This is a genomic window from Pseudomonas farris (genome assembly GCF_019145235.1).
GTDB lineage: Bacteria > Pseudomonadota > Gammaproteobacteria > Pseudomonadales > Pseudomonadaceae > Aquipseudomonas > Aquipseudomonas farris.
Window position 1 is genome coordinate 91176 of record NZ_JAHSTV010000009.1, and the last position, 23908, is coordinate 115083.

The following is a 23908-nucleotide window of genomic DNA, read 5'->3' on the forward strand; positions in this document are numbered from 1 at the left end:
AGAAGGCGCCCGCTACGTGCGGGCGCCATGCTTTGGCAACTAACCCAAATGTTGTGGGTTGGCGGCCTGTGGCTGTTGCACGTTGGTCTGCTGCCGGTGCTGGGGCGAATAGGCCTGGCACCGCTGCTGATCGACGAAATCGCAGGCATGCTGAATACGCTGATGGTGGGATTTGCCACGGCGTGTGTGGGTTTTCAGGCTTTGGTGCTGGTTCAGGCCAAGGGCCTTGCCAGTCTATGGCGCGATATTCGTGGGCAACTGCTGATGATGGCGCTGTTTGGGGGCGCGATGTATTTCGCAGTCCACGTCGGCTGGCCGCAGGCGGTGCATTGGCAGCTGTTCAGCTATCTTGTTCTGGGGTTTTCCGGGCTGGTGCTGGTGATGCAACCGGTGCCGGGATGGAGTGTGAGGGTGCGCGAAGCACACCCTTGACCCTTGTCATCACTTGAAGCGATGGACGTTCGACAGCTGCTTGTTGACGCTGAAGTTCTTGCGGTAAATCAGTGCCATCTTGCCGATGACCTGAACCAGATCGGCTTTGCCGGCCTTGCAGAGTTCTGCAATGGCTGCCAGGCGCGATTCGCGATCGAGGATGTTGAGCTTGATTTTGATCAGCTCGTGATCCGCCAAAGCGCGTTCAAGTTCGGCTAACACACCTTCAGTCAAACCGTTGTCAGCCACAATCAAAACTGGTTTCAGATGGTGGCCAATGGATTTGTACTGTTTCTTCTGCTCTTGAGTGAGCGGCATAATCTGACCCTTTAGTCTGGATTCTGTAAAATGGCGGCCATTTTACCCGAGGGTTCGTGGATCCGCCCAATTAATCACGACCCTTATCATCGAGGTGCCCAATGGCGCGTTCCAAGACAAGCCTTGGTTGGCTGAAAAGACATGTCAATGATCCCTATGTGAAGCAGGCGCAGAAGGATGGTTACCGCTCGCGTGCGAGTTACAAGCTTCTGGAGGTCCAGGAGAAATACAAGCTGATCCGTCCGGGTATGAGCGTTGTCGACCTGGGTGCGGCGCCCGGCGGCTGGTCGCAGGTCACTAGTCGGCTGATCGGTGGTCAGGGGCGTCTGATCGCCTCGGACATCCTGGAAATGGACAGCATTCCGGACGTGACTTTCATCCAGGGTGACTTCACCCAGGACGAAGTGCTCGCACAGATCCTTGAAGCCGTGGGTAATTCGCAGGTGGACCTTGTGATTTCCGATATGGCCCCCAATATGAGTGGTACGCCTGAGGTGGACATGCCAAAAGCCATGTTTCTATGTGAGCTGGCTCTTGATCTGGCGGCTCGGATACTCAAGCCGGGTGGTAATTTCGTGATCAAGGTGTTTCAGGGCGAAGGGTTTGATGCTTACGTGAAGGACGCTCGTCAGAAATTCGACAAGGTCCAGATGATCAAGCCGGACTCTTCCCGTGGCAGTTCCCGCGAGCAATACATGCTGGCTTGGGGCTACCGCGGCCGTAGTGAGTAAATCGAGGTTTTTTTGCGGGTCGATAGGATTTTCGTATTTCGTCCCGTGAGCATTAGCGAATATTGTGTAGAAAGTGTTTCACAAAGGGTTACAGACGGCGCCTGCCAGAGCCGTAGGTAATGTAGTAAGTTAGGCCGGTGAATATCATGCGAAGCACGCGCCATTAGCGGAGCTTGCTTCAGAGGGTAGTTAATTGAACGATATGGCAAAGAATCTGATCCTGTGGTTGATCATCGCGGCTGTCCTGGTGACAGTGATGAACAACTTCTCCAGCCCTAACGAGCCGCAGACCCTCAACTATTCCGACTTCATCCAGCAGGTCAAGGATGGCAAGGTCGAGCGCGTAGCGGTTGATGGCTACGTGATTACCGGCAAGCGCAACGATGGCGACAGCTTCAAGACCATTCGTCCGGCAATCCAGGACAATGGCCTGATCGGCGACCTCGTGGATAACCACGTGGTAGTCGAAGGCAAGCAGCCTGAGCAGCAAAGCATCTGGACTCAACTCCTGGTTGCAAGCTTCCCGATCCTGGTGATCATCGCTGTCTTCATGTTCTTCATGCGGCAGATGCAGGGCGGTGCCGGTGGCAAGGGCGGGCCGATGAGCTTCGGCAAGAGCAAGGCGCGCCTGCTCTCCGAAGATCAGGTGAAAACCACGTTGGCTGACGTTGCCGGTTGCGACGAAGCCAAGGAAGAAGTTGGCGAGTTGGTCGAGTTCCTGCGTGATCCGGGCAAGTTCCAGCGTTTGGGCGGTCGCATTCCTCGTGGCGTGCTGATGGTCGGTCCTCCTGGTACGGGTAAAACCTTGATCGCCAAGGCGATTGCCGGCGAAGCCAAAGTGCCGTTCTTTACCATTTCCGGTTCCGATTTCGTCGAAATGTTCGTCGGTGTCGGTGCCAGTCGTGTTCGTGACATGTTCGAGCAGGCGAAGAAGCACGCGCCATGCATCATCTTCATCGATGAAATCGACGCCGTCGGTCGCCACCGTGGTGCCGGCATGGGCGGCGGTCACGACGAGCGCGAACAGACACTCAACCAGTTGCTGGTAGAGATGGACGGCTTCGAAATGAATGACGGCATCATCGTCATTGCAGCGACCAACCGTCCCGATGTGCTAGACCCTGCATTGCTGCGTCCGGGCCGTTTCGACCGCCAGGTCGTGGTCGGTCTGCCGGATATCCGTGGTCGCGAGCAGATTCTCAAAGTCCACATGCGCAAAGTGCCAATGGGTGACGACGTCGCTCCGGCCGTGATCGCGCGTGGTACTCCTGGTTTCTCTGGTGCCGACCTGGCCAACCTGGTGAACGAGGCATCGTTGTTCGCAGCCCGTGCCGGCAAGCGCATCGTCGAGATGAAAGAGTTCGAACTGGCCAAAGACAAGATCATGATGGGTGCCGAGCGCAAATCCATGGTCATGTCCGAGAAAGAGAAGCAGAACACTGCTTATCACGAAGCTGGCCACGCTATCGTCGGTCGCGTCGTCCCTGAGCATGATCCGGTCTACAAGGTGTCGATCATCCCGCGCGGTCGCGCGCTTGGTGTGACCATGTTCCTGCCGGAAGAAGATCGCTACAGCCTGTCCAAGCGTGCGCTGATCAGTCAGATCTGCTCGCTGTACGGCGGTCGTATCGCTGAAGAGATGACCCTGGGCTTCGACGGTGTCACCACCGGAGCATCCAACGACATCATGCGTGCCAGCCAGATCGCACGGAACATGGTGACCAAGTGGGGCTTGTCGGAAAAACTCGGCCCATTGATGTACGCCGAAGAAGAGGGCGAAGTGTTCCTCGGTCGTGGCGGCGGTGGTCAACATGCCAGCTTCTCCGGCGAGACAGCCAAGCTGATCGATTCCGAAGTACGCAGCATCATTGACCAGTGCTACGGCACGGCCAAGCAGATCCTCACGGATAACCGCGACAAGCTCGATGCCATGGCTGATGCCTTGATGAAGTACGAGACGATCGATGCCGATCAGATCGATGACATCATGGCGGGTCGTACCCCTCGCGAACCTCGCGACTGGTCTGGCGGTAGTGATACATCCGGTACGCCTCCGGCGGTGCAGGATGGGCGTCCGGAAACACCAATCGGTGGCCCGGCTGCTGACGTATAAGGTTTGAAATGACTTCTGTTCAGTCCTCGACCCGGTTGCCTTGCGGCAACCGGGTTCTTGATTTGGCCCAGACGCATGTCATGGGCATTCTCAATGTCACTCCCGACTCCTTTTCTGATGGTGGCCAATACAGTCAGCTCGATGCGGCGCTGCGCCACGCCGAGGCGATGGTGGCGGCTGGCGCGACACTGATTGACGTCGGTGGTGAATCGACCCGGCCCGGCGCCAGGGCGGTTTCTCCCCTTGAGGAGATGGAGCGTGTAGCGCCTGTCGTCGAGCGTATTCATCGTGAACTCGATGTGATTATCTCGGTCGATACCTCCACACCGGCAGTTATGCGTGAAACCGCAAGACTGGGGGCGGGTTTGATCAATGATGTGCGTTCGTTACGCCGAGACGGAGCCCTGGATGCAGCTGCAGCCACCGGTTTGCCGGTGTGTCTGATGCATATGCTCGGTGAACCGGGCGACATGCAGGACAATCCGCAGTACCAGGATGTGACGAAAGAGGTTGGCGAGTTTCTCGCCGAGCGGATGCTCCAGTGTGCGTCGGTAGGCATCCCTGCCGAGCGGATCATCCTCGATCCGGGCTTCGGCTTCGCGAAAACCTTGCAGCACAACTTGAGTTTGTTTAAGCATATGGAGGCCTTGCATGCCTTGGGGCGGCCCCTGTTGGTCGGGGTTTCGCGAAAGAGCATGATCGGGCAAGCCTTGAATCGGCCGGTGGGAGAGCGCCTGCATGGCGGTTTAGCGCTCGCGGCACTGGCTTCAATCAAGGGGGCGCGTATATTGCGCGTCCATGATGTGGCTGAAACGGTCGACGTAGTGCGAATGATTGCCGCAGTAGAATCAGCCGAATAAGAATGATGGAGTACTTATGAGCAAAAAATACTTTGGCACCGACGGCATTCGTGGTCGGGTCGGTGAATACCCGATTACTCCTGATTTCATGCTCAAGCTTGGCTGGGCGGCAGGCATGGCATTTCGCAGCATGGGTGCCTGCAAGGTGCTCGTGGGCAAGGACACCCGGATCTCCGGTTACATGTTCGAATCGGCGCTTGAGGCCGGGCTGACCTCGGCAGGTGCTGATGTGATGCTCCTGGGGCCGATGCCGACGCCGGCCATCGCCTATCTGACACGCACCTTTCATGCCGAAGCCGGCATCGTGATCAGCGCTTCGCACAACCCTCATGACGACAACGGCATCAAGTTTTTCTCCGGAAAGGGCACCAAGCTTCCGGATGAAGTCGAGCTGATGATCGAGGAGCTGCTCGACACCCCGATGACCGTGGTTGAATCGAGCAAGATCGGCAAGGTATCGCGAATCAACGATGCCTCGGGCCGTTATATCGAATTCTGCAAGAGCAGCGTTCCGACCGGCACCAGTTTCGCTGGGCTGAAGATCGTGATCGACTGTGCCCACGGTGCGACCTATAAAGTGGCGCCTAGTGTGTTCCGTGAGCTGGGGGCCGATGTCGTTGTGCTTTCTGCTCATCCCAATGGCCTGAACATCAATGAGAATTGCGGTTCGACCCATATGGAACCGCTGCAAGCTGCCGTATTGGCCGAGCACGCCGATTTGGGTATTGCCTTTGACGGTGATGGTGATCGGGTCCAGATGGTCGATCACACTGGCACTGTCGTCGACGGCGACGAGTTGTTGTTTATCATTGCTCGCGATCTGCAAGAGCGCGGCAAGTTGCAGGGCGGTGTGGTCGGTACGCTGATGAGTAACCTGGGGCTGGAGTTGGCCCTGGCGGATCTGGCGATTCCTTTTGTGCGCGCCAACGTAGGCGACCGTTACGTGATCTCCGAGTTGCTGGAGCGCGATTGGCAGGTGGGTGGAGAAAACTCGGGGCACATTGTCTGCTTCAGTCACACCACCACCGGTGATGCAATCATTGCCGCGTTGCAGGTGTTGATGGCGCTGAAGAGGCGCGTAGAAAGCCTGGCTCAGTCCCGTCAGGCGCTGCGCAAGTGTCCTCAGGTGCTGATCAATGTCCGGTTTGGCGGTGGTGCGAGTCCGCTCGAACATCCGAAAGTCAAGGAAGCGAGTGACCGTGTTACCCAAGCGATGGCCGGTCGTGGGCGCGTGCTGTTGCGCAAGTCCGGGACAGAGCCGCTGGTGCGGGTCATGGTCGAGGGCGAGGACGAAACGCAGGTTCGCGGTTACGCCGAAGAGCTCGCAAAACTGGTAACTGAAGTTTCTGCCTGATTTCGGCTTGCCAGCCATGATTGTGTTGGGTAACATCTGCGCCCACTTTGACCGACGAGGTACAGCATGCGTCGCCCTATGGTAGCTGGTAACTGGAAGATGCACGGTACCCGCGCCAGCGTCGCTGAGCTGATCAACGGCCTTGGTCATCTGGCCTTGCCAAGCGGTGTTGATGTCGCGGTATTCCCGCCTTGCTTGCATATCAATCAAGTGATTGATGGCTTGAAAGGCAAGTCGATTTCGATCGGCGCGCAGAATTCTGCAGTGGAATCCATGCAAGGTGCATTGACTGGTGAAATTGCGCCGAGTCAATTAGTGGATGCAGGTTGTTCCCTGGTACTTGTCGGGCACTCCGAGCGCCGCCAGATAATGGGCGAGCAGGATGGAATGCTGATTCGCAAGTTCGCAGCGGCACAGGCATGTGGCTTGATTCCGGTGTTGTGCGTAGGGGAGACCCTCGAAGAGCGCGAAGCTGGAAAAACTCTTGAGGTTGTCGGGCGTCAGCTTGGCAGCATAATTGAGGAGCTGGGTGTAGGTGTCTTTGCAAAGGCAGTAATCGCTTACGAGCCGGTCTGGGCCATTGGCACCGGGCTGACTGCTTCGCCGCAACAGGCGCAGGATGTGCATGCAGCCATTCGCGCTCAGTTGGCGGCAGAGAATTCTGAAGTCGCGCAAGGTGTGCGGCTTCTATACGGCGGCAGCGTGAAGGCGGCCAATGCGGTCGAACTGTTCGGCATGCCGGATATCGATGGGGGGCTCATTGGTGGAGCTTCCCTGAATGCAGATGAGTTCGGTGCGATTTGTCGCGCCGCGGGAAACTGAAAAAATGCTGGAAACAGTCGTAGTCGTTTTTCATCTGCTGGGTGCATTGGGCGTAGTTGCTCTGGTTTTGCTGCAGCAGGGTAAAGGTGCGGATGCTGGCGCGTCTTTCGGAGCAGGTGCTTCAAATACTGTGTTCGGAAGCCAAGGTTCCTCTACCTTTCTTAGTAAGTTTACTGCTATACTTGCCGCCGGTTTCTTCATAACCAGCTTGGGGTTAGGTTACTTTGCTAAAGAGAAGGCTCACCAGCTGACTCAAGTAGGTTTGCCAAACCCAGCAGTGTTGGAAGTTCCAAAGCAACAACCGGCTTCTGATGATGTTCCGGTGCTTCAAGAGCAAAAGTCGGCTACTCCAGCGACTGACGTACCTCCAGCTCAAGAGCAGAAGTAAGAAGGGTTTCAAACGTAGTATTGCCGAGGTGGTGGAATTGGTAGACACGCAACCTTGAGGTGGTTGTGCCCATAGGGTGTAGGGGTTCGAGTCCCCTTCTCGGTACCAATTATCAGGAGAGCCCGCTGTTGCGGGCTTTCTTGTAGGTGGAAGGTTACATTGACCCTGTCAGGGATCGGTCGTATACTTCCGCCCCAGCTTTGTCGCGGGGTGGAGCAGTCTGGTAGCTCGTCGGGCTCATAACCCGAAGGTCGTCGGTTCAAATCCGGCCCCCGCAACCAGTTTAAGGAGCCCCTTTTAAGGGGCTTTTTGTTAGCTGGACACTTTCAACGCCGCTGTTCAACGGCGTTTCAAGGATGGGCGTTTCGCCCATTTTTTTATTTTGCACAGCATGCACATACATGCACGAGGGGGTTCAGGTGTCGAGCAAGCTAGAAGAGTTGCAGGCCTTGCTGGCCCCGGTGGTCGTGGCCCTAGGCTATGAATGCTGGGGTATTGAGTTTTCGGCTCAAGGTCGCCACTCAATGTTGCGCGTTTATATTGATAAAGAGGGCGGCGTGCTGGTGGACGATTGTGCCATCGTCAGCCGTCAGATCAGCGGTGTACTGGATGTTGAAGATCCGATCGCCGTTGAATACACCCTTGAAGTTTCCTCGCCTGGCATGGAACGCCCACTGTTCACTATTGAGCAGTTTGCAAAATTTGCCGGTGAACAAGTGAAGATCAAGCTGCGCTCGCCTTTTGAAGGTCGGCGCAACTTTCAGGGCCTTCTGCGCGGTGTAGAAGAGCAGGACGTCGTGGTGCAGGTTGAAGACCATGAGTTCCTGTTGCCGATCGATATGATCGACAAGGCCAACATTATTCCCAGTTTTGACTGAGACGCGGATCCCGCGGATCCAATGGCTTGCGAAAGGCGAGGCGTACGATGAGCAAAGAAGTACTGCTGGTTGTTGAGTCGGTATCCAATGAAAAGGGCGTACCGGCAAACGTAATTTTTGAAGCGCTGGAGCTGGCCCTGGCCACTGCTACCAAAAAGCGTTTTGAGGACGAAGTCGATCTGCGTGTGGAAATCAATCGCCACACCGGTGCTTACGAGACATTCCGTCGCTGGACGGTCGTCGAAGAAGCAGACCTGGACGATCCGGCCATCGAAACCTGGCCGAGCAAGGTTGCAGAAACGCATCCTGGCGCCAAGGTCGGCGATGTTGTCGAAGAAAAGATCGAATCCATCGAGTTCGGCCGCATTGCTGCACAGACCGCCAAGCAGGTCATCGTGCAGAAAGTTCGCGAAGCCGAGCGTGCTCAAGTCGTTGACGCCTATCGCGAGCGCCTGGGAGAAATCATCTCCGGCACCGTGAAGAAAGTCACCCGCGACAACGTGATCGTCGATCTGGGCAATAACGCTGAAGCGTTGCTGGCCCGTGAAGACATCATTTCTCGCGAAACCTTCCGGGTTGGCGTGCGTCTGCGTGCGCTGCTCAAGGAAATCCGCACCGAGAACCGCGGCCCTCAGCTGATCCTGTCGCGTACCGCGCCGGAAATGCTGATCGAGTTGTTCCGCATCGAAGTGCCGGAAATCGCTGAAGGCCTGATCGAAGTAATGGCTGCGTCCCGCGACCCGGGTTCGCGCGCCAAGATCGCGGTCCGCTCCAAGGACAAACGTATTGATCCGCAAGGCGCTTGCATCGGTATGCGCGGTTCGCGCGTCCAGGCAGTGTCGGGCGAATTGGGCGGTGAGCGTGTGGACATCGTCCTGTGGGACGATAACCCGGCGCAGTTCGTGATCAATGCAATGTCGCCGGCTGAAGTGGCGGCAATTATCGTTGACGAAGATGCCCATGCAATGGACATCGCCGTTGGCGCAGACAATCTTGCTCAGGCCATCGGTCGCGGTGGTCAGAACGTGCGTCTGGCTAGCCAGTTGACTGGCTGGACCCTGAACGTGATGACCGAATCGGACATCCAGGCTAAGCAGCAAGCAGAAACCGGCGACATCCTGCGCAACTTCATCGACGAGCTGGAAGTCGACGAAGACCTGGCACAGGTGCTGGTAGATGAAGGCTTTACCAGCCTGGAAGAGATTGCCTACGTACCGTTGGAAGAAATGCTCAACATCGACGGCTTTGACGAAGAAACCGTCAACGAGCTTCGCGCTCGCGCCAAGGATCGTTTGTTGACTAAAGCCATCGCTACTGAGGAAAAGCTGGCAGACGCCCATCCGGCCGAAGACCTGCTCTCGCTTGAGGGTATGGACAAGGATTTGGCGATGGAACTGGCGGTGCGCGGCGTAATTACCCGCGAAGACCTGGCCGAGCAGTCTATTGACGACCTGCTCGACATCGACGGCATTGACGATGATCGTGCCGGCAAGTTGATCATGGCCGCCCGAGCCCATTGGTTCGAGTAATTAGGCGCGGCCTGAGGAGAGAAGTGCATGACGCAAGTCACGGTGAAACAACTGGCCGATGAGGTCAAAACACCGGTAGAGCGCCTGTTGCAGCAGATGCGTGAGGCAGGTCTGCCGCACACCGCCGCCGATGAAGGTGTGAGCGATAGTGAGAAGCAGTCTTTGCTGACTCACTTGAAGAGCAGCCACAAGGCGAAAGTGGAAGAACCGCGCAAGATTACATTGCAGCGCAAAACCACCAGCACCCTGCGTGTTGCTGGTAGCAAGAGCATCAGCGTTGAAGTACGCAAGAAGAAAGTCTTCGTACAACGCAGCCCGGAAGAAATCGAAGCCGAGCGCAAACGCGAACAGGAAGAACGCCGCGCAGTAGAAAATGCTGCACGTCAGAAGGCTGAAGAAGAAGCCAAGCGTCGCGCCGAAGAAGAAGCGCGTCGCCAGCCTGCTGCTGCGCAAACCGCTACTAACGATGCCGTTGCAGCGCCTGCTGCAGTTGCCGAACCAGTGCGTGAAAGCGCGCCTGTTGTTGCAGCTGCACCAGCACCTGCGGCCGACACTCGCAAACGCGACGAGCAGCGTCGTCCGGACAAACCACGTGCCGACGATAGCAATCGTCGTGGCAGTGGCGATGGCGAGCGCAAAAACGCTCCGCATCGTGCTTCGGTCAAGGAAAAAGCGCCTGCTCCACGTGTTGCGCCACGTACTACCGACGAAGAAAGCGATGGCTTCCGTCGTGGTGGTCGCGGCAAGGCCAAGCTGAAGAAACGCAACGCCCACGGTTTCCAGAGCCCAACCGGCCCTGTTGTGCGCGAAGTGAAGATCGGCGAGACCATCACTGTTGGCGATCTCGCCCAGCAGATGTCGGTCAAGGCTGCTGAAATCATCAAGTTCATGTTCAAACTGGGTACTCCAGCGACCATCAACCAGGTACTGGATCAGGAAACTGCCCAACTGGTTGCCGAAGAGCTGGGCCACAAAGTGACCCTGGTCAGCGACACCGCCCTGGAAGATTCCCTGGCCGAGTCCCTGAAGTTTGAAGGTGAAGCGTTCTCCCGTGCACCGGTTGTGACCGTAATGGGCCACGTTGACCACGGTAAGACCTCGCTGCTCGACTACATCCGTCGTGCCAAGGTAGCCGCTGGCGAAGCCGGTGGTATCACCCAGCACATCGGTGCGTACCACGTTGAAACTGAACGTGGCATGGTCACCTTCCTCGACACCCCTGGTCACGCCGCGTTTACCGCCATGCGTGCCCGTGGTGCCAAGGCGACCGACATCGTGATCCTGGTGGTCGCAGCGGACGACGGCGTAATGCCGCAGACCGTTGAAGCCGTTCAGCACGCCAAGGCTGCTGGTGTTCCGCTGGTTGTTGCAGTGAACAAAATCGACAAGCCGGGCGCCGATCTCGATCGCATCCGTAGCGAACTGTCGGTTCACGGCGTGACTTCGGAAGAGTGGGGCGGCGACACCCCGTTCGTATCGGTTTCGGCGAAAGTCGGTACTGGCGTGGACGAGTTGCTCGAAGCTGTTCTGCTGCAAGCTGAAGTTCTCGAACTAAAAGCGACCCCTTCGGCTCCTGGCCGTGGCGTTGTGGTTGAATCGCGTCTCGACAAAGGTCGTGGCCCGGTTGCAACCGTTCTGGTTCAAGACGGTACCCTGCGCCAAGGCGACATGGTGCTGGTCGGTTCGAACTATGGCCGCGTTCGCGCCATGCTCGACGAGAACGGCAAGCCAATCAAGGAAGCCGGTCCTTCTATCCCTGTCGAGATTCTCGGCCTGGACGGTACCCCGGACGCTGGCGACGAGATGAGCGTTGTTGCCGACGAGAAGAAAGCCCGTGAAGTGGCTCTGTTCCGTCAAGGCAAGTTCCGCGAAGTCAAACTGGCCCGTGCTCACGCCGGCAAGCTTGAAAACATCTTCGAGAACATGGGTCAGGAAGAGAAGAAGACGCTCAACATCGTCCTCAAATCCGACGTCCGTGGTTCGCTGGAAGCGTTGAACGGAGCCTTGAACGGCCTGGGTAACGACGAAGTGCAAGTGCGTGTGGTCGGTGGCGGTGTCGGTGGTATCACCGAATCCGATGCCAACCTGGCACTGGCCTCCAACGCTGTACTGTTCGGCTTCAACGTGCGTGCCGATGCTGGCGCTCGCAAGATCGTCGAGCAGGAAGGTCTGGATATGCGTTACTACAACGTGATCTACGACATCATCGAAGACGTCAAGAAAGCCCTCACCGGTATGCTGGGCAGCGATGTTCGCGAGAACATCCTGGGTACCGCTGAAGTGCGTGACGTGTTCCGCTCGCCGAAGTTTGGCGCGATCGCTGGTTGCATGGTTATCGAAGGTGTTGTTCACCGTAACCGTCCAATCCGTGTACTGCGTGAAGACATCGTTATCTTCGAAGGCGAGCTGGAATCCCTGCGCCGCTTCAAGGATGACGCTTCCGAAGTACGTGCCGGCATGGAATGCGGTATCGGCGTGAAGAGCTACAACGACGTCAAAGTCGGCGACAAGATCGAAGTCTTCGAGAAGGTGCAGGTTGCTCGCAGCCTCTAACTCGCGCACTTCAAGGGCCACGATGAGCCGCCGCATGCAGATGCGCGGCGCAACGTCCGGACTCTAAACGCAACGCCCGGTCTGGCTTTTGTCAGGCCGGGCGTTTGCCGCTTTCAGACCCCTCGGGTTTCACCGTGGGGCAGTAACAGGTAACAAGACATGGCAAAAGAATACAGCCGTACCCAACGTATCGGCGATCAGATGCAGCGCGAGCTGGCACAGCTGATCCGTCGTGAAGTCAAAGACCCGCGCGTCGGCCTGGTCACCATTACCGCTGTTGAAGTCAGCCGTGACGTCGGTCACGCCAAGATCTTCATCACCGTGATGGGCCAGGACAGCGCTGAAGACATCGCGCAAAGCATCAAGGTGCTCAACTCCGCCGCAGGTTTCCTGCGTATGCAGCTGGCTCGCGAAATGAAGTTGCGCAGCGTTCCGCAGTTGCACTTCCATTACGACGAAAGCGTCGTGCGTGGCGCGCACCTGTCGGCCCTGATCGAGCGTGCGGTGGCTGAAGACAATCAGCACCCGGTAGCGGCTGAACCCGAAGACGCCAAGGAGTAATCGGTGGCTCAGGTCAAACGTATCCGTCGTAACGTCAGCGGCATCATCCTGCTCGACAAGCCGTTGGGGTTTACCTCCAACGCCGCGTTGCAGAAGGTCCGCTGGTTGCTCAATGCCGAGAAGGCCGGGCACACCGGCAGTCTTGATCCGCTGGCCACCGGCGTGCTGCCGTTGTGCTTCGGTGAGGCCACCAAGTTCTCGCAATACCTGCTCGATTCCGACAAGGGTTATGAAACCCTGGCGCAACTGGGCAAGACCACCACCACGGCCGATGCCGAAGGTGAAGTTTTGCTGGAGCGCCCGGTGACCGTTGGTCGCGCCGATATCGAAGCTGTGCTGCCGAAATTTCGTGGGCAAATCAGTCAGATACCGCCGATGTACTCGGCGCTCAAGCGTGATGGCCAGCCACTGTACAAGCTGGCCCGTGCAGGCGAAGTAGTGGAGCGCGAACCGCGTTCTGTTACTATTGCGCGCTTGGAATTACTGGCCTTCGAGGGTGATACTGCGCGGCTTGCGGTGGATTGCAGCAAAGGCACCTATATCCGCACCCTGGTGGAGGATATCGGTGAGCAACTCGGTTGTGGCGCTTACGTGGCTGAATTGCGACGTACCCAGGCCGGGCCTTTCACGCTTGCACAGACAGTCACTCTGGAAGAGCTTGAAGCGGTACATGCCGAAGGCGGCAACGAAGCGGTCGACCGCTTTCTGATGCCATCGGACAGCGGCCTGCTGGACTGGCCACTGTTGCATTTCTCGGAGCACAGCGCGTTCTACTGGCTTAACGGCCAACCGGTACGCGCCCCGGATGCACCGAAATTCGGCATGGTACGGGTACAGGATCACAACGGTCGCTTCATCGGTATCGGTGAAGTGAGCGAAGACGGGCGCATCGCGCCACGTCGACTGATTCGGTCAGAATGACCGAACGAGTGTGGCTGTTAACAGGCACGGTCACTACTCATTTTTAGATACAGGGATTTGTCCCTGGCCTGTTGAAGCTGTTTCTTTGAAACAGTTTCCTGATAAAAGGATTGCCTCATGGCTCTCGACGTTCAAGAAAAAGCTCAAATCGTAGCTGACTACCAGCAAGCTGTTGGTGACACTGGTTCGCCAGAAGTGCAAGTTGCACTGCTGACCCACAACATCAACAAACTGCAAGGTCACTTCAAGGCCAACGGTAAAGATCACCACTCCCGTCGTGGTCTGATCCGCATGGTAAACCAGCGCCGTAAGCTGCTGGACTACCTGAAAGGCAAGGATCTGGGTCGTTATCAGGCTCTGATCGGTCGCCTGGGTCTGCGTCGCTAATAAGCGATTGCGCTAGAGGTTGGTTGTCTGTCGTGCGTCAGTGGGTTTCCCGCTGGCGCATGGCAGGCTCCCAGCCTCAAGTTTTATCTGGATATACGTTTTACCCTGGACAGGCGTTGGGCCGATTCCCGACATTGCCCAAGAATTTCGCAAGAAGACAAGTTCCCCAAGAGCCACAAAAGAAGGTAGGACACCGTGAACCCGGTAATCAAAAAATTCCAGTTCGGTCAGTCGACCGTTACCCTCGAGACTGGCCGTATCGCCCGTCAGGCCTCCGGCGCAGTATTGGTCACCGTTGACGACGACGTCAGCGTATTGGTGACCGTCGTTGGTGCCAAACAAGCCGATCCAGGCAAGGGCTTCTTCCCTCTGTCCGTTCACTACCAGGAAAAGACTTACGCTGCCGGTAAGATCCCTGGCGGTTTCTTCAAGCGTGAAGGCCGTCCTTCCGAGAAAGAAACCCTGACTTCCCGACTGATCGACCGTCCGATCCGTCCGCTGTTCCCAGAAGGCTTCATGAACGAAGTGCAGGTTGTCTGCACCGTCGTTTCCACCAGCAAAAAGACCGATCCGGACATCGCTGCGATGATCGGTACCTCGGCTGCCCTGGCCATCTCCGGCATTCCTTTCGATGGCCCGATCGGCGCTGCCCGCGTTGCGTTCCATGAAAGCACCGGCTACCTGCTGAACCCGACTTACGAACAGCTGAAAGCTTCGAGCCTGGACATGGTCGTTGCCGGTACTTCGGAAGCCGTGTTGATGGTTGAATCGGAAGCCAAAGAGCTGACTGAAGACCAGATGCTGGGCGCTGTACTGTTTGCTCACGACGAGTTCCAGGTGGTGATCAACGCCGTCAAGGAACTGGCCGCTGAAGCTGCCAAGCCAACCTGGACCTGGGCTCCTCAGCCAGAAGCCACCGCACTGCTGGGCGCTATCCGTGCCGAGTTCGGCGAGGCGATCTCCCAGGCTTACACCATCACCGTCAAAGCCGACCGTTATGCACGTCTGGGCGAGCTGAAAGACCAGGTTGTTGCCAACCTGTCCGGTGAAGAAGGTCAGCCGACTTCCGCTGAAGTCAAAGCGGCTTTCGGTGAAATCGAATACCGCACCGTTCGCGAAAACATCGTTAACGGCAAGCCACGTATCGACGGTCGCGACACCAAGACCGTGCGTCCGCTGAACATCGAAGTCGGTGTTCTGCCCAAGACCCACGGTTCGGCACTGTTCACCCGTGGCGAAACCCAGGCACTGGTAGTCGCGACTCTGGGTACTGCCCGTGACGCACAGCTGCTGGACACCCTGGAAGGCGAGAAAAAAGACCCGTTCATGCTGCACTACAACTTCCCTCCGTTCTCGGTAGGTGAGTGTGGCCGCATGGGTGGCGCTGGTCGTCGCGAAATCGGTCACGGCCGTCTGGCCCGTCGTTCGGTTCAGGCCATGCTGCCTGCTGCCGACGTGTTCCCGTACACCATTCGTGTTGTGTCGGAAATCACCGAGTCCAACGGTTCGAGCTCCATGGCTTCGGTCTGTGGCGCTTCCCTGGCTCTGATGGATGCCGGCGTTCCGATGAAGGCACCGGTTGCCGGTATCGCCATGGGTCTGGTTAAAGAAGGCGAGAAATTCGCCGTCCTGACCGACATCCTGGGCGACGAAGATCACCTCGGCGACATGGACTTCAAAGTAGCGGGTACCGCCAAAGGTGTTACCGCGCTGCAGATGGACATCAAGATCAAGGGCATCACCGAAGAAATCATGGAAATCGCTCTGGGCCAAGCCCTGGAAGCGCGCCTGAACATCCTCGGTCAGATGAACCAGATCATTGGCCAGTCGCGTACCGAGCTGTCGGAAAACGCTCCGACCATGATCGCGATGAAAATCGACACCGACAAAATCCGTGATGTCATCGGTAAAGGTGGCGCGACCATTCGTGCGATCTGTGAAGAAACCAAGGCTTCGATCGATATCGAAGACGACGGTTCGATCAAGATCTTCGGCGAAACCAAGGAAGCGGCTGAAGCAGCACGTCAGCGCGTTCTGGGCATCACCGCTGAAGCCGAGATCGGCAAGATCTACGTTGGTAAGGTTGAGCGCATCGTCGACTTCGGCGCATTCGTCAACATCCTGCCGGGCAAGGACGGTCTGGTTCACATCTCCATGCTGAGCGATGCTCGCGTTGAGAAAGTGACCGATATCCTGAAAGAAGGCCAGGAAGTGGAAGTACTGGTACTGGACGTGGACAACCGCGGCCGTATCAAGCTGTCCATCAAAGACGTAGCAGCAGCCAAGGCTTCGGGCGTTTAATCACCCCCTTCGCCTGACCGCTTCAACGTTATAAAAAATGCCCCACCGTGAAAGCGGCGGGGCATTTTTTTGTGTACAGAAAAATATCTGAGCAAGCTCCCTCGCCACAAGTTGCCGGACCCCGAAGCCAGTGCTAGGTTTAGCCCACAGCCCGTGTAGCTCAGCCGGTAGAGCAGCGCACTCGTAACGCGAAGGTCGCAGGTTCGATTCCTGTCTCGGGCACCATTCTCTTCTTCACTTCACCTTTCTGCTCAGGTCCTCGACGGTGCGCTTGAGTTGATCCATCGCGCGATCCTGATCGCTGATCTCCCGTTTGAGACTGGAGATTTCGCTGTTGTTCGAGCTTGAGCTGGAGCCGTTGTTGCGCTTTAGCTCTTCCACTTGCTTGCCAAGGTTGTTCAGATCGCGCTCCTGCTCATTGATCGTGCGCTTGAGATCGTCAATCTCCTTGCTGCTGGAGTTTGAGCTGGAACCGCTGTTGCGTGTGAGTTCTTCGATCTGACGGGCCTGCTCGCTGAGGGTGCGCTTCTGGCTTTCCAGTTCGGTGGCATTGGCCTTCACGGTTTTTTGCAGGTTTTCCAGATCATCGATGCTGACACTGGTTCTGACGAGCGTGTCCTTACCGAATGAATTGTGGAGGGCGGAGATTTTGTCGGAGTACATCGAAGGGTCAGAGGTGACTTCGACAGCCGCTTGAGCGGCACTGGCCAATGTCAGGCTGCCAAGCAGCAGGGCAGCGGTGGCAAGCTGGGCAGACGAAAGCTTCGAAAAACTGCGCATCACTGGGGTTCCTTGTGAAGTGACGATATGGCACATCGCTACGACTTGGGATTTCGACTTATGTTCCAAGGCCTCCTGCACCTTATGTTCGTGGCTTTTTGTGGGATAGATGTAAAGACCCGTGTGCATCCTCGACAAAACGTCCTATATTCGTTGTCTGCATGAGCATCGCCCAGCAGTTTTCAGATGATCCCGAATGGTTCTGAAGGCCAGACAAACCGGGCTTCAAACGGTTTTTTGCGTCAGAGAGATCCTTGATGATCCAGATCCATCTTCCATTCCCCAGATCAGCGAGAACGCCATGACCGTTAAAGAATTGACCCAAGAAGCCAGACACGAAGAAGCACTTAAAAAGTACCTGCTTGAGTCGCCTCAGTTGGCCGAAGAGATCAAGGACTTGCCAGCCGACGATCAGAGAGACCAGATCCAATGGGCGTTCGAGGATGAGGCGGAAGCTCAGGGCTTGCAGCCGTGGGAATTGACGCTCAAATACACCACAACCCCGGAAGAGTTCGAGGCCGCGCGCCTGGCGCTGCACAAGGAGGCGGCCGAGGTATTGGGCGTGGAGTGGGAAGAGTACTGCGAGATGAACAATCTGGTGGTCTAAAAAAATGCCAGCCTTCATCAGGCTGGCATTTTTTATTATCAAAGGCGTGATCAGAGGCTTAAACGCATCGACAGGTCCACAGCCTTCACATCCTTGGTCATCGCACCAATCGAAATATAATCCACCCCGGTTTTGGCGATTGGCAGCAATGTACTTTCGTTGATACCGCCACTGGCCTCCAGTTTTGCCTTGCCGGCGTTTAAACGCACGGCTTCGCGCATGTCATCCAGGCTCAGTTCATCGAGCATGATGATGTCGGCACCGGCCGCCAGTGCTTCCTTCAGCTCCGCCAGGCTTTCCACTTCGATCTCCACCGGTTTGCCCGGGGCGATCTTGTGCGCGGCTGCGATAGCCTCAGGAATGCCACCGCAGGCGGCGATATGGTTTTCCTTGATCAGAAAGGCGTCATACAGGCCGATGCGGTGATTGTGGCAACCCCCGCAGGTCACGGCGTATTTCTGGGCCAGGCGCAGCCCCGGCAGGGTTTTGCGGGTATCTAGCAACTTCACCTGAGTCTCGGCGACGAAGTCGGCCAGGTGCTGCGCGCGAGTGGCCACGCCGGACAGCATTTGCAGGAAATTAAGAGCACTGCGTTCACCCGTCAGCAGCGAGCGCGCCGGGCCTTCGAGATGGAATAGCACCTGATTGGGTTTCACCCGTTCGCCGTCGCGCACCTGCCAATGAACGGCAACCCGCGGGTCCAATTGCCGGAAAACCGCATCCACCCACGCGGTGCCAGCAATGACAGCCTCATCGCGGGTGATGATGGTGGCTTTGGCCAGGCGTTCGGCCGGGATCAGTTGCGCGGTGATGTCGCCGCTGCCGATGTCCTCGAGCAACGCACGGCGCACGTTGGCTTCGATTTCGGCGGTCAAATCGGCGAGACGTAGATTCGGCATAACGGGCTCCACAAACAAAGTGGCCCGATTATAGGGCCATGCTGCGAGGCAACCCAAGGCATCAACGGCCATTCCATCGTTCGCCAACCTGCATTTGGTCGATTCGCGCGAGCAATCAGTGCTAAGCAAGGGGCTCTCATAAACGTCTATTTCTTGGGGAAGGGCAGAGTCTGCTGGCACAAGGAGAGTCTTTTGCAGATAATTCGCCTTGCATTTGACGTCATAGCTTTGACGTAGCTTTGGATTCCCGATTATTGAATGACAACGGGTGGTGACTGTCCCCGTTGAGCGTCGGCTGTGTGGCCTGCGTACTCGATCTTTCTTACCGAACCGAAGAATCACCGTTTCAGGAGGCTTGGATGCACAACGACGGGAATGTAGTGCCTTTGCACAAGGCCGCTACCGACCAGGCGACTCACTCGCCGCTCGCCCGCCTGCCCGTGATTCTGCTTCAGGTTCGCGACAAGGCCGCTCAACAGCTCAAGCAAGGTTTGCAAGAGCTGTTCGATAACGCCGACGACACCCTGTTTGAAATGGCCGACCGGGCCCGAAACAATGTCGAGCAAAACATCTTCTTCGAGGCCATGCGCGATTTGCGCCTCAAGCGCAAAAGCATTGAACGCGGATTTCTCGAGCAATACTTCGAGGCCTTCGTCAGCCTCGCGCAGTACGACATTTCTCACGCTGGCTTGCCCCGGGCATTGGCTTTCGATGCCTCGGCGTCGATGCCCGATGACGACATGGAGCGCAACGTGGCGGTGGAGGCCATGGTCGGCAAAGTGCTGAATCGCGACGGTTTCGCCCTCGACCAGCTCACCGCCCGACTCAGCACACTGTTGAGCAAGACACTGGTCGAACAGCACAACCCCTTGGGGCCGACGCTGCTCTGCGAGTATTTCTTGCAGGCCGGGCGCAACCTGGGCATGGAGATCAAGGTCAAGCTGATCATCCTCAAGTTGTTCGAACGCTATGTGCTCAGCAATGTTGATCAGCTTTACGCCGAAGCCAATCAACTGCTGATCGCCACCGGCGTGCTGCCGGACCTCAAGCCCGCCCCGGCGCGGCGTGCCACCGATCGGGCGGCTGCGAGTGTTCGTGCTGACCCCGCCGAGACAGGCGTGAGGACTGGCAATACACAGATCGACGAGGGCGTGCAGGAAGTCTTCGCCGCCTTGCAGGAATTGCTGTTCCACGTGCGTGGCAGCGTTGCGCCGACCCTGGAAGTCAGTGCCCAGACCCAGCCTATTTCCACCCGCGACCTGCTGCGCCTGCTCTCGCACTTGCAGCAATACGTACCGGAGCTGGCCGCTCCGGACGACTTCGATCTGCGTAATCAGCTTGAACAACTGCTGACCCGCGTCAGCGTCAAAAGCGGCAAGTCGCGCGTGGTGGGGGTGGCTGACGAAGACGTGATCAACCTGATCGCCATGCTCTTCGAATGCATCCTCGATGACCGTAACCTGCCGGACTCCCTCAAGGCGCTGATCGGCCGTTTGCAGATCCCGATGCTGAAAGTCGCGGTGCTCGACAAGAGCTTCTTCAGTCGTAGCAGCCATCCGGCCCGGCGTTTACTCAACGAAATCGCCGCTGCGGCCATGGGCTGGGGCGAGTGCGATGACCATGAGCGCGACAGCCTGTACCTGCGCATCGAGCAAGTGGTGCAGCGTTTGCTGAACGATTTTGTCGATGACCCGGCGATCTTTTCCGAATTGCTGGCGGATTTCCTCGCCTTCACCAGTGACGAACGCCGTCGTAGCGAATTACTCGAGCAACGCACCCGCGACGCCGAAGAAGGCCGTGCCAGGACGGATCTGGCGCGTCAGCGCGTCGAGCAGGCGCTGAATCAGGTGTTGGTGGGCAAGGTACTGCCGCACAGCGTGGTGGCGTTTGTCCAGGAAGCCTGGAGCAAAGTGCTGTTGCTGACCTGCCTCAAGCACGGTGATCAGTCCGCCGAATGGCATGCCGATGTGCAGACCATGGCGCAATTGATCTGGAGCGTGCAACGCCATGACGAACCCGACGCGAGCCTGCGCTTGTTGTCGCTGGTGCCGGGGTTGCTCAAGTCGTTGCGCGATGGCTTGAACAGCTCGGCATTCGACCCGTTCGCCACCGGCGAGTTTTTCAGCGAGCTGGAAGTTTTGCACCTTCAGTTGTTCGAACGCCCGGGCCAGAAAAGCACGGCTGTTGACGCACCGATGATGGTCGAAGTGCAGCAGGAAATCGTGCTTCGCACCGCTGACGAAGGCCCGATCGAAACGGCATCAATGCGTTTGCCGGAGGACGATGTTGCTCTGCTTCAGGTAGATCAGCTGCACCTGGGCTGCTGGGTCGAGTTTCAGGAGGACGAGGAAAACACCCTGCGCTGCAAGCTGGCGGCGATCATTGAAGCCACCGACAAATACATCTTCGTCAACCGTACCGGGATGAAAGTGCTGGAGCACAGCCGTACCGGTCTGGCTCTGGAGTTCCGGCGTGGCGCGGTGCGAACGCTGGACGACACCTTGCTGTTCGACCGGGCGCTGGAGTCGGTGCTGGGCAACCTGCGGCGTCTCAATCGCGGCAAGTGATCGCGCGCCGAGGGTCTATCGCGGCATACTGGGCACCAACACAGTCGTCGTTGAAGGAACCTGTATGCAGTTGGACCCCGCGAGCGGTTGGTGTCAGGGCGTGCGCATATGCCCCTCGCCCAACTTCAATGCGCGCCCCGAGGGCGAAATTTCCCTGCTGGTGATCCACAACATCAGTCTGCCGCCAGCGCAGTTTCTGACCGGCAAGGTGCAGGAATTTTTCCAGAATCGTCTGGATGTCACGGAACATCCCTACTTTGCAGGGATCGCCGACCTGCGGGTGTCTGCGCATTTTCTGATCGAACGTGACGGCACCGTCACTCAGTTTGTCTCTTGTCTTGAGCGCGCCTGGCACGCTGGCGTCTCGTGTTTCGAAGGACGGGAAACCTGTAATGATTTCTCCGTGGGCATCGAGCTTGAAGGCACGGATGATCTGCCGTTCACCGACGAACAATATCAAGCGTTGACGGCCCTGACCCGACAGCTGCAAAGCGCCTTTACGGGTATCACCGCACAACGCATCTGCGGGCATAGCGACATCGCACCCGGGCGCAAGACTGATCCGGGACCGGCATTTGACTGGGCACGCTATCGCGCGGCTCTGGCAAACGCTGCTCTGGAAAAAAAGGAGTAACAATGAGTTTTCTGGTGCTGCTGTTGGCGGTGTGGATCGAGAAGTTCTCGGCCCTGCGCCATCAGGTTCAACGTGATGGCGGTTGGGTGCGCGAGCTGCACAAGCTTGAAGCCAACCCACGCATGACAAACCGTCCGTGGCTGATACTGGTGGTGCTGGTGTTGTTGCCGGTGGCGCTGCTGGGTTTGCTATTGGTAGTGCTGGAGCCGGTAGCCTACGGTTTACTGGCGTTACCGGTGCACCTGCTGGTGGTGATTTACAGTCTAGGCCGAGGTGATCTGCTGGCCGGCCTCGGGCCGTTCCGCGATGCCTGGCGCCGGGAAGACCTGCAAGCCGCCGCCCATGTGGCCAAACGCGATCTGAATATTTGCGCCGACAACGGCGAGCAACTGCTGGAGCGAGTTGAAGGGCATCTGCTGTGGCAGGCCTATCAGAGCTTTTTCGCGGTGATCTTCTGGTACTTCCTGCTGGGCCCGGTTGCTGCGTTGAGCTATCGACTGCTGGCGCTGGCCGAGGAGCACGGGCAGAACCCGGCCGTGGTCGAGCGAGCGGCACAGCTGCGTCATGCGTTCGATTGGGTACCGGTGCGACTGCTGGCGGCAAGTTTTGCGCTGGTCGGCAACTTTGTCGCGGTCGGCCGGGTGATGCTGCACGAGCTGCTGAACTGGAACATCAGTGCCGCCCAACTGATCGAGAAGGTCGGCTTGGTGGCCGGTGAAATTCCGGCGCCGGTAGTCGGGCCGGACGGCATCAACAGCCTCGACCGGATCTGGGAACTGTTGCTGCGCGCGGCAGTGCTTTGGTATGCCGGGTTTGCGTTGTGGACTGTTTTGTCCTGATTTCTGCTTTGAATTGAAAAGATCGCAGCCTTCGGCAGCCCCTACAGGGATCGTGTGAATCTGTAGGAGCTGCCGAAGGCTGCGATCTTTTTCGTTAACCTTAAGTTACAAAACCCTCCGCCGATTTAGGCTATACAGAGATAGCGCCAATAGTGGCTATCTGCTGTCTCTGTGCGCCTGCCATAAAAATAAGAATTCAAAGGGAGACTTCACAGTGAAGAGCTTGCTCTATCCCGCCGTCGCGCTGATGAACCGCCTGAGCTTCGGCATGAAGTTTAGCCTGATCAGCGTGCTATTCCTCGTGCCGATGCTGGTGACCAACTTCTATCTGGTGCGCGATTCCTATCGCGAATTCCAGGGCACACGGGTCGAGCTGCAAAGCCTCGACCTGTTGGGCAGCGGCCTGAGCCTGCGCCGGGATCTGGAAACCCTGAACAACCTGGTGCAGATCAACGTCATCCTTGGCCAGTCCGGCAAGGCGGGTCATGTCGAGTCGAATATCAGTGCTCTGGAGCAAAGCGTTCTGACCCGTTTGCAAGGGCTGGCGGCGATGACCACTGACCCGGAGCAAATCACCTTTTTCGATGGTAAGCGCGATGAAATGATTGCCGCGTTCAAGGCCCAGCAAACGGAAACCTCCCTGCAAAGTAAAAGTGCGCTGATCGGCAAGTTGCTCGGTAATGCGCAGATTTTCAGCCAGATCATTGCCAGTCAGGCCGGCCTGAGCCGCGACAGCCAGAGCGACATGCGTCAGCTGAGCGAGCTCATTACCAACGTCACGCCGGCCGTCACCCAGACGCTCGGCGACGGCCGGGCGATGGGTTCTTACTCGTTGGGGCAGGGCTTCCTCAATTCGGCGTCGAGCACCCGTTTCGATGAGTTGCTGGCGCAGATCGAAAAGCTTCAGGCCGAATATGGTCTGAAATTGCAGGATGCTCTGGGCTCCAGTAAAGCGGCGCACGAAACCCTGGCCGCTCAGGCCGAAAGCAGCAAGGCCTCTCTGAAAAAGGCCAGTGAACTGTTCGAAGAACAAGTGGTGATGGCTGACACCCTCGATGCACCGTGGCAGGCCTTTTACGATCAGGTTACGGGCCTGATCGACCAGACCTACCAACTCAATGAAGCCACCTTGAAGTTTCTCGGTACCCAGTTGCAGCAGCGGCTGGAGCAACATCGCACCCACATGATTTTGCAGGCGGTGGCATTGGCGGTGGTGTTTGTGTTGATTTTTTACCTCTATGGCGGTTTCTACGCCTCGACCCGCACCACCCTCAAGCGTCTTGGTGCGGTGATGGACAAGGTGGCGGCAGGCGACATGACCGTGACCTTCAGCGCCAACAGCCGCGATGAATTGGGCGAGTTGGGCGAGGTATTCACCGGCACCGTGAAGAAGATCCATGACCTGATCGAGCGCGTGGGCCAGACCGTCAGCGA

21 protein-coding genes, 3 tRNA genes and 1 pseudogene are annotated in these 23908 nt (G+C 57.5%); 22 read left to right on the plus strand and 3 right to left on the minus strand.

Going from position 1 to position 23908, the window contains the following annotated elements; translation table 11 throughout:
• The first annotated feature begins 27 nt into the window (after positions 1–27).
• On the plus strand, positions 28–432 hold the full coding sequence (locus KVG95_RS19540; RefSeq protein ID WP_217857599.1) for an MFS transporter: 405 nt from the start codon (positions 28–30) through the stop codon (positions 430–432).
• 9 nt (positions 433–441) lie between these two features.
• On the opposite strand, the gene KVG95_RS19545 is transcribed toward KVG95_RS19540, so the two are convergent.
• A complete protein-coding gene (locus tag KVG95_RS19545; protein WP_007900503.1) occupies positions 442–750 on the minus strand; it encodes a YhbY family RNA-binding protein in 309 nt (102 codons plus the stop codon).
• Positions 751–851: 101 nt separating this feature from the next.
• On the opposite strand from KVG95_RS19545, the gene rlmE reads away from it, so the two are divergent.
• From rlmE to KVG95_RS19625, 16 genes are all read left to right on the plus strand, one after another.
• Positions 852–1481, plus strand: a complete 630-nt coding sequence (gene rlmE / locus KVG95_RS19550) for a 23S rRNA (uridine(2552)-2'-O)-methyltransferase RlmE (RefSeq protein WP_007900501.1) — start codon at positions 852–854, stop codon at positions 1479–1481.
• Positions 1482–1683: 202 nt separating this feature from the next.
• Positions 1684–3594 (plus strand): ATP-dependent zinc metalloprotease FtsH, encoded by a 1911-nt coding sequence (gene ftsH / locus KVG95_RS19555; protein WP_052965666.1) that lies wholly within the window; start codon positions 1684–1686, stop codon positions 3592–3594.
• A gap of 8 nt (positions 3595–3602) precedes the next feature.
• Positions 3603–4454 (plus strand): dihydropteroate synthase, encoded by an 852-nt coding sequence (folP, locus tag KVG95_RS19560; protein WP_217857600.1) that lies wholly within the window; start codon positions 3603–3605, stop codon positions 4452–4454.
• A 16-nt stretch (positions 4455–4470) separates the two neighbouring features.
• Positions 4471–5808 (plus strand): phosphoglucosamine mutase, encoded by a 1338-nt coding sequence (gene glmM / locus KVG95_RS19565; protein ID WP_217857601.1) that lies wholly within the window; start codon positions 4471–4473, stop codon positions 5806–5808.
• Between the two features lie 66 nt (positions 5809–5874).
• A complete protein-coding gene (gene tpiA, locus KVG95_RS19570) occupies positions 5875–6630 on the plus strand; it encodes a triose-phosphate isomerase (protein ID WP_052965661.1) in 756 nt (251 codons plus the stop codon).
• Between the two features lie 4 nt (positions 6631–6634).
• A complete protein-coding gene (secG, locus tag KVG95_RS19575) occupies positions 6635–7018 on the plus strand; it encodes a preprotein translocase subunit SecG (protein WP_017336473.1) in 384 nt (127 codons plus the stop codon).
• Between the two features lie 22 nt (positions 7019–7040).
• A tRNA-Leu gene (locus KVG95_RS19580) sits at positions 7041–7126 on the plus strand.
• Between the two features lie 96 nt (positions 7127–7222).
• A tRNA-Met gene (locus tag KVG95_RS19585) sits at positions 7223–7299 on the plus strand.
• A gap of 138 nt (positions 7300–7437) precedes the next feature.
• Positions 7438–7896 carry a ribosome maturation factor RimP gene (rimP, locus tag KVG95_RS19590; protein ID WP_010463487.1) on the plus strand — a complete coding sequence of 153 codons (459 nt, stop codon included), beginning with the start codon at positions 7438–7440 and terminating at the stop codon, positions 7894–7896.
• A 47-nt stretch (positions 7897–7943) separates the two neighbouring features.
• Positions 7944–9425 carry a transcription termination factor NusA gene (gene nusA, locus KVG95_RS19595; protein WP_007900474.1) on the plus strand — a complete coding sequence of 494 codons (1482 nt, stop codon included), beginning with the start codon at positions 7944–7946 and terminating at the stop codon, positions 9423–9425.
• Between the two features lie 27 nt (positions 9426–9452).
• Positions 9453–11978: a translation initiation factor IF-2 gene (gene infB / locus KVG95_RS19600; RefSeq protein ID WP_217857602.1), complete on the plus strand. Its 2526-nt coding sequence runs from the start codon at positions 9453–9455 to the stop codon at positions 11976–11978.
• A 159-nt stretch (positions 11979–12137) separates the two neighbouring features.
• A complete protein-coding gene (rbfA, locus tag KVG95_RS19605) occupies positions 12138–12539 on the plus strand; it encodes a 30S ribosome-binding factor RbfA (protein ID WP_030128077.1) in 402 nt (133 codons plus the stop codon).
• A gap of 3 nt (positions 12540–12542) precedes the next feature.
• Entirely contained in the window at positions 12543–13460 is a 918-nt protein-coding gene (gene truB, locus KVG95_RS19610) for a tRNA pseudouridine(55) synthase TruB (protein WP_007900465.1), read from the plus strand.
• Between the two features lie 117 nt (positions 13461–13577).
• Positions 13578–13847: a 30S ribosomal protein S15 gene (rpsO, locus tag KVG95_RS19615; RefSeq protein WP_003176135.1), complete on the plus strand. Its 270-nt coding sequence runs from the start codon at positions 13578–13580 to the stop codon at positions 13845–13847.
• Positions 13848–14042: 195 nt separating this feature from the next.
• On the plus strand, positions 14043–16148 hold the full coding sequence (gene pnp / locus KVG95_RS19620) for a polyribonucleotide nucleotidyltransferase (protein ID WP_052965657.1): 2106 nt from the start codon (positions 14043–14045) through the stop codon (positions 16146–16148).
• A 149-nt stretch (positions 16149–16297) separates the two neighbouring features.
• Positions 16298–16373 (plus strand) — tRNA-Thr (locus KVG95_RS19625).
• A 9-nt stretch (positions 16374–16382) separates the two neighbouring features.
• On the opposite strand, the gene KVG95_RS19630 is transcribed toward KVG95_RS19625, so the two are convergent.
• Positions 16383–16928: a hypothetical protein gene (locus tag KVG95_RS19630; protein WP_217857603.1), complete on the minus strand. Its 546-nt coding sequence runs from the start codon at positions 16926–16928 to the stop codon at positions 16383–16385.
• Positions 16929–17229: 301 nt separating this feature from the next.
• Between KVG95_RS19630 and KVG95_RS19635 the strand changes: the two genes are divergently transcribed.
• Positions 17230–17535 carry a DUF6388 family protein gene (locus KVG95_RS19635; protein WP_217857604.1) on the plus strand — a complete coding sequence of 102 codons (306 nt, stop codon included), beginning with the start codon at positions 17230–17232 and terminating at the stop codon, positions 17533–17535.
• A 50-nt stretch (positions 17536–17585) separates the two neighbouring features.
• Here the strand turns inward: KVG95_RS19635 and nadC are convergent, their stop codons facing one another.
• Positions 17586–18434, minus strand: coding sequence for a carboxylating nicotinate-nucleotide diphosphorylase (gene nadC / locus KVG95_RS19640; protein ID WP_217857605.1), 849 nt, complete (start codon positions 18432–18434; stop codon positions 17586–17588).
• Positions 18435–18793: 359 nt separating this feature from the next.
• Between nadC and KVG95_RS19645 the strand changes: the two genes are divergently transcribed.
• From KVG95_RS19645 to KVG95_RS30435, 4 genes and pseudogenes are all read left to right on the plus strand, one after another.
• A complete protein-coding gene (locus KVG95_RS19645) occupies positions 18794–21001 on the plus strand; it encodes a DUF1631 domain-containing protein (protein ID WP_217857606.1) in 2208 nt (735 codons plus the stop codon).
• Positions 21002–21065: 64 nt separating this feature from the next.
• Positions 21066–21635 (plus strand): 1,6-anhydro-N-acetylmuramyl-L-alanine amidase AmpD, encoded by a 570-nt coding sequence (gene ampD, locus KVG95_RS19650; protein WP_217857607.1) that lies wholly within the window; start codon positions 21066–21068, stop codon positions 21633–21635.
• 2 nt (positions 21636–21637) lie between these two features.
• Positions 21638–22474 carry a regulatory signaling modulator protein AmpE gene (gene ampE, locus KVG95_RS19655; protein WP_217857608.1) on the plus strand — a complete coding sequence of 279 codons (837 nt, stop codon included), beginning with the start codon at positions 21638–21640 and terminating at the stop codon, positions 22472–22474.
• Between the two features lie 1183 nt (positions 22475–23657).
• A pseudogene (locus KVG95_RS30435) lies at positions 23658–23861 on the plus strand (HAMP domain-containing protein); the annotation flags it as partial.
• Positions 23862–23908: the final 47 nt, after the last annotated feature.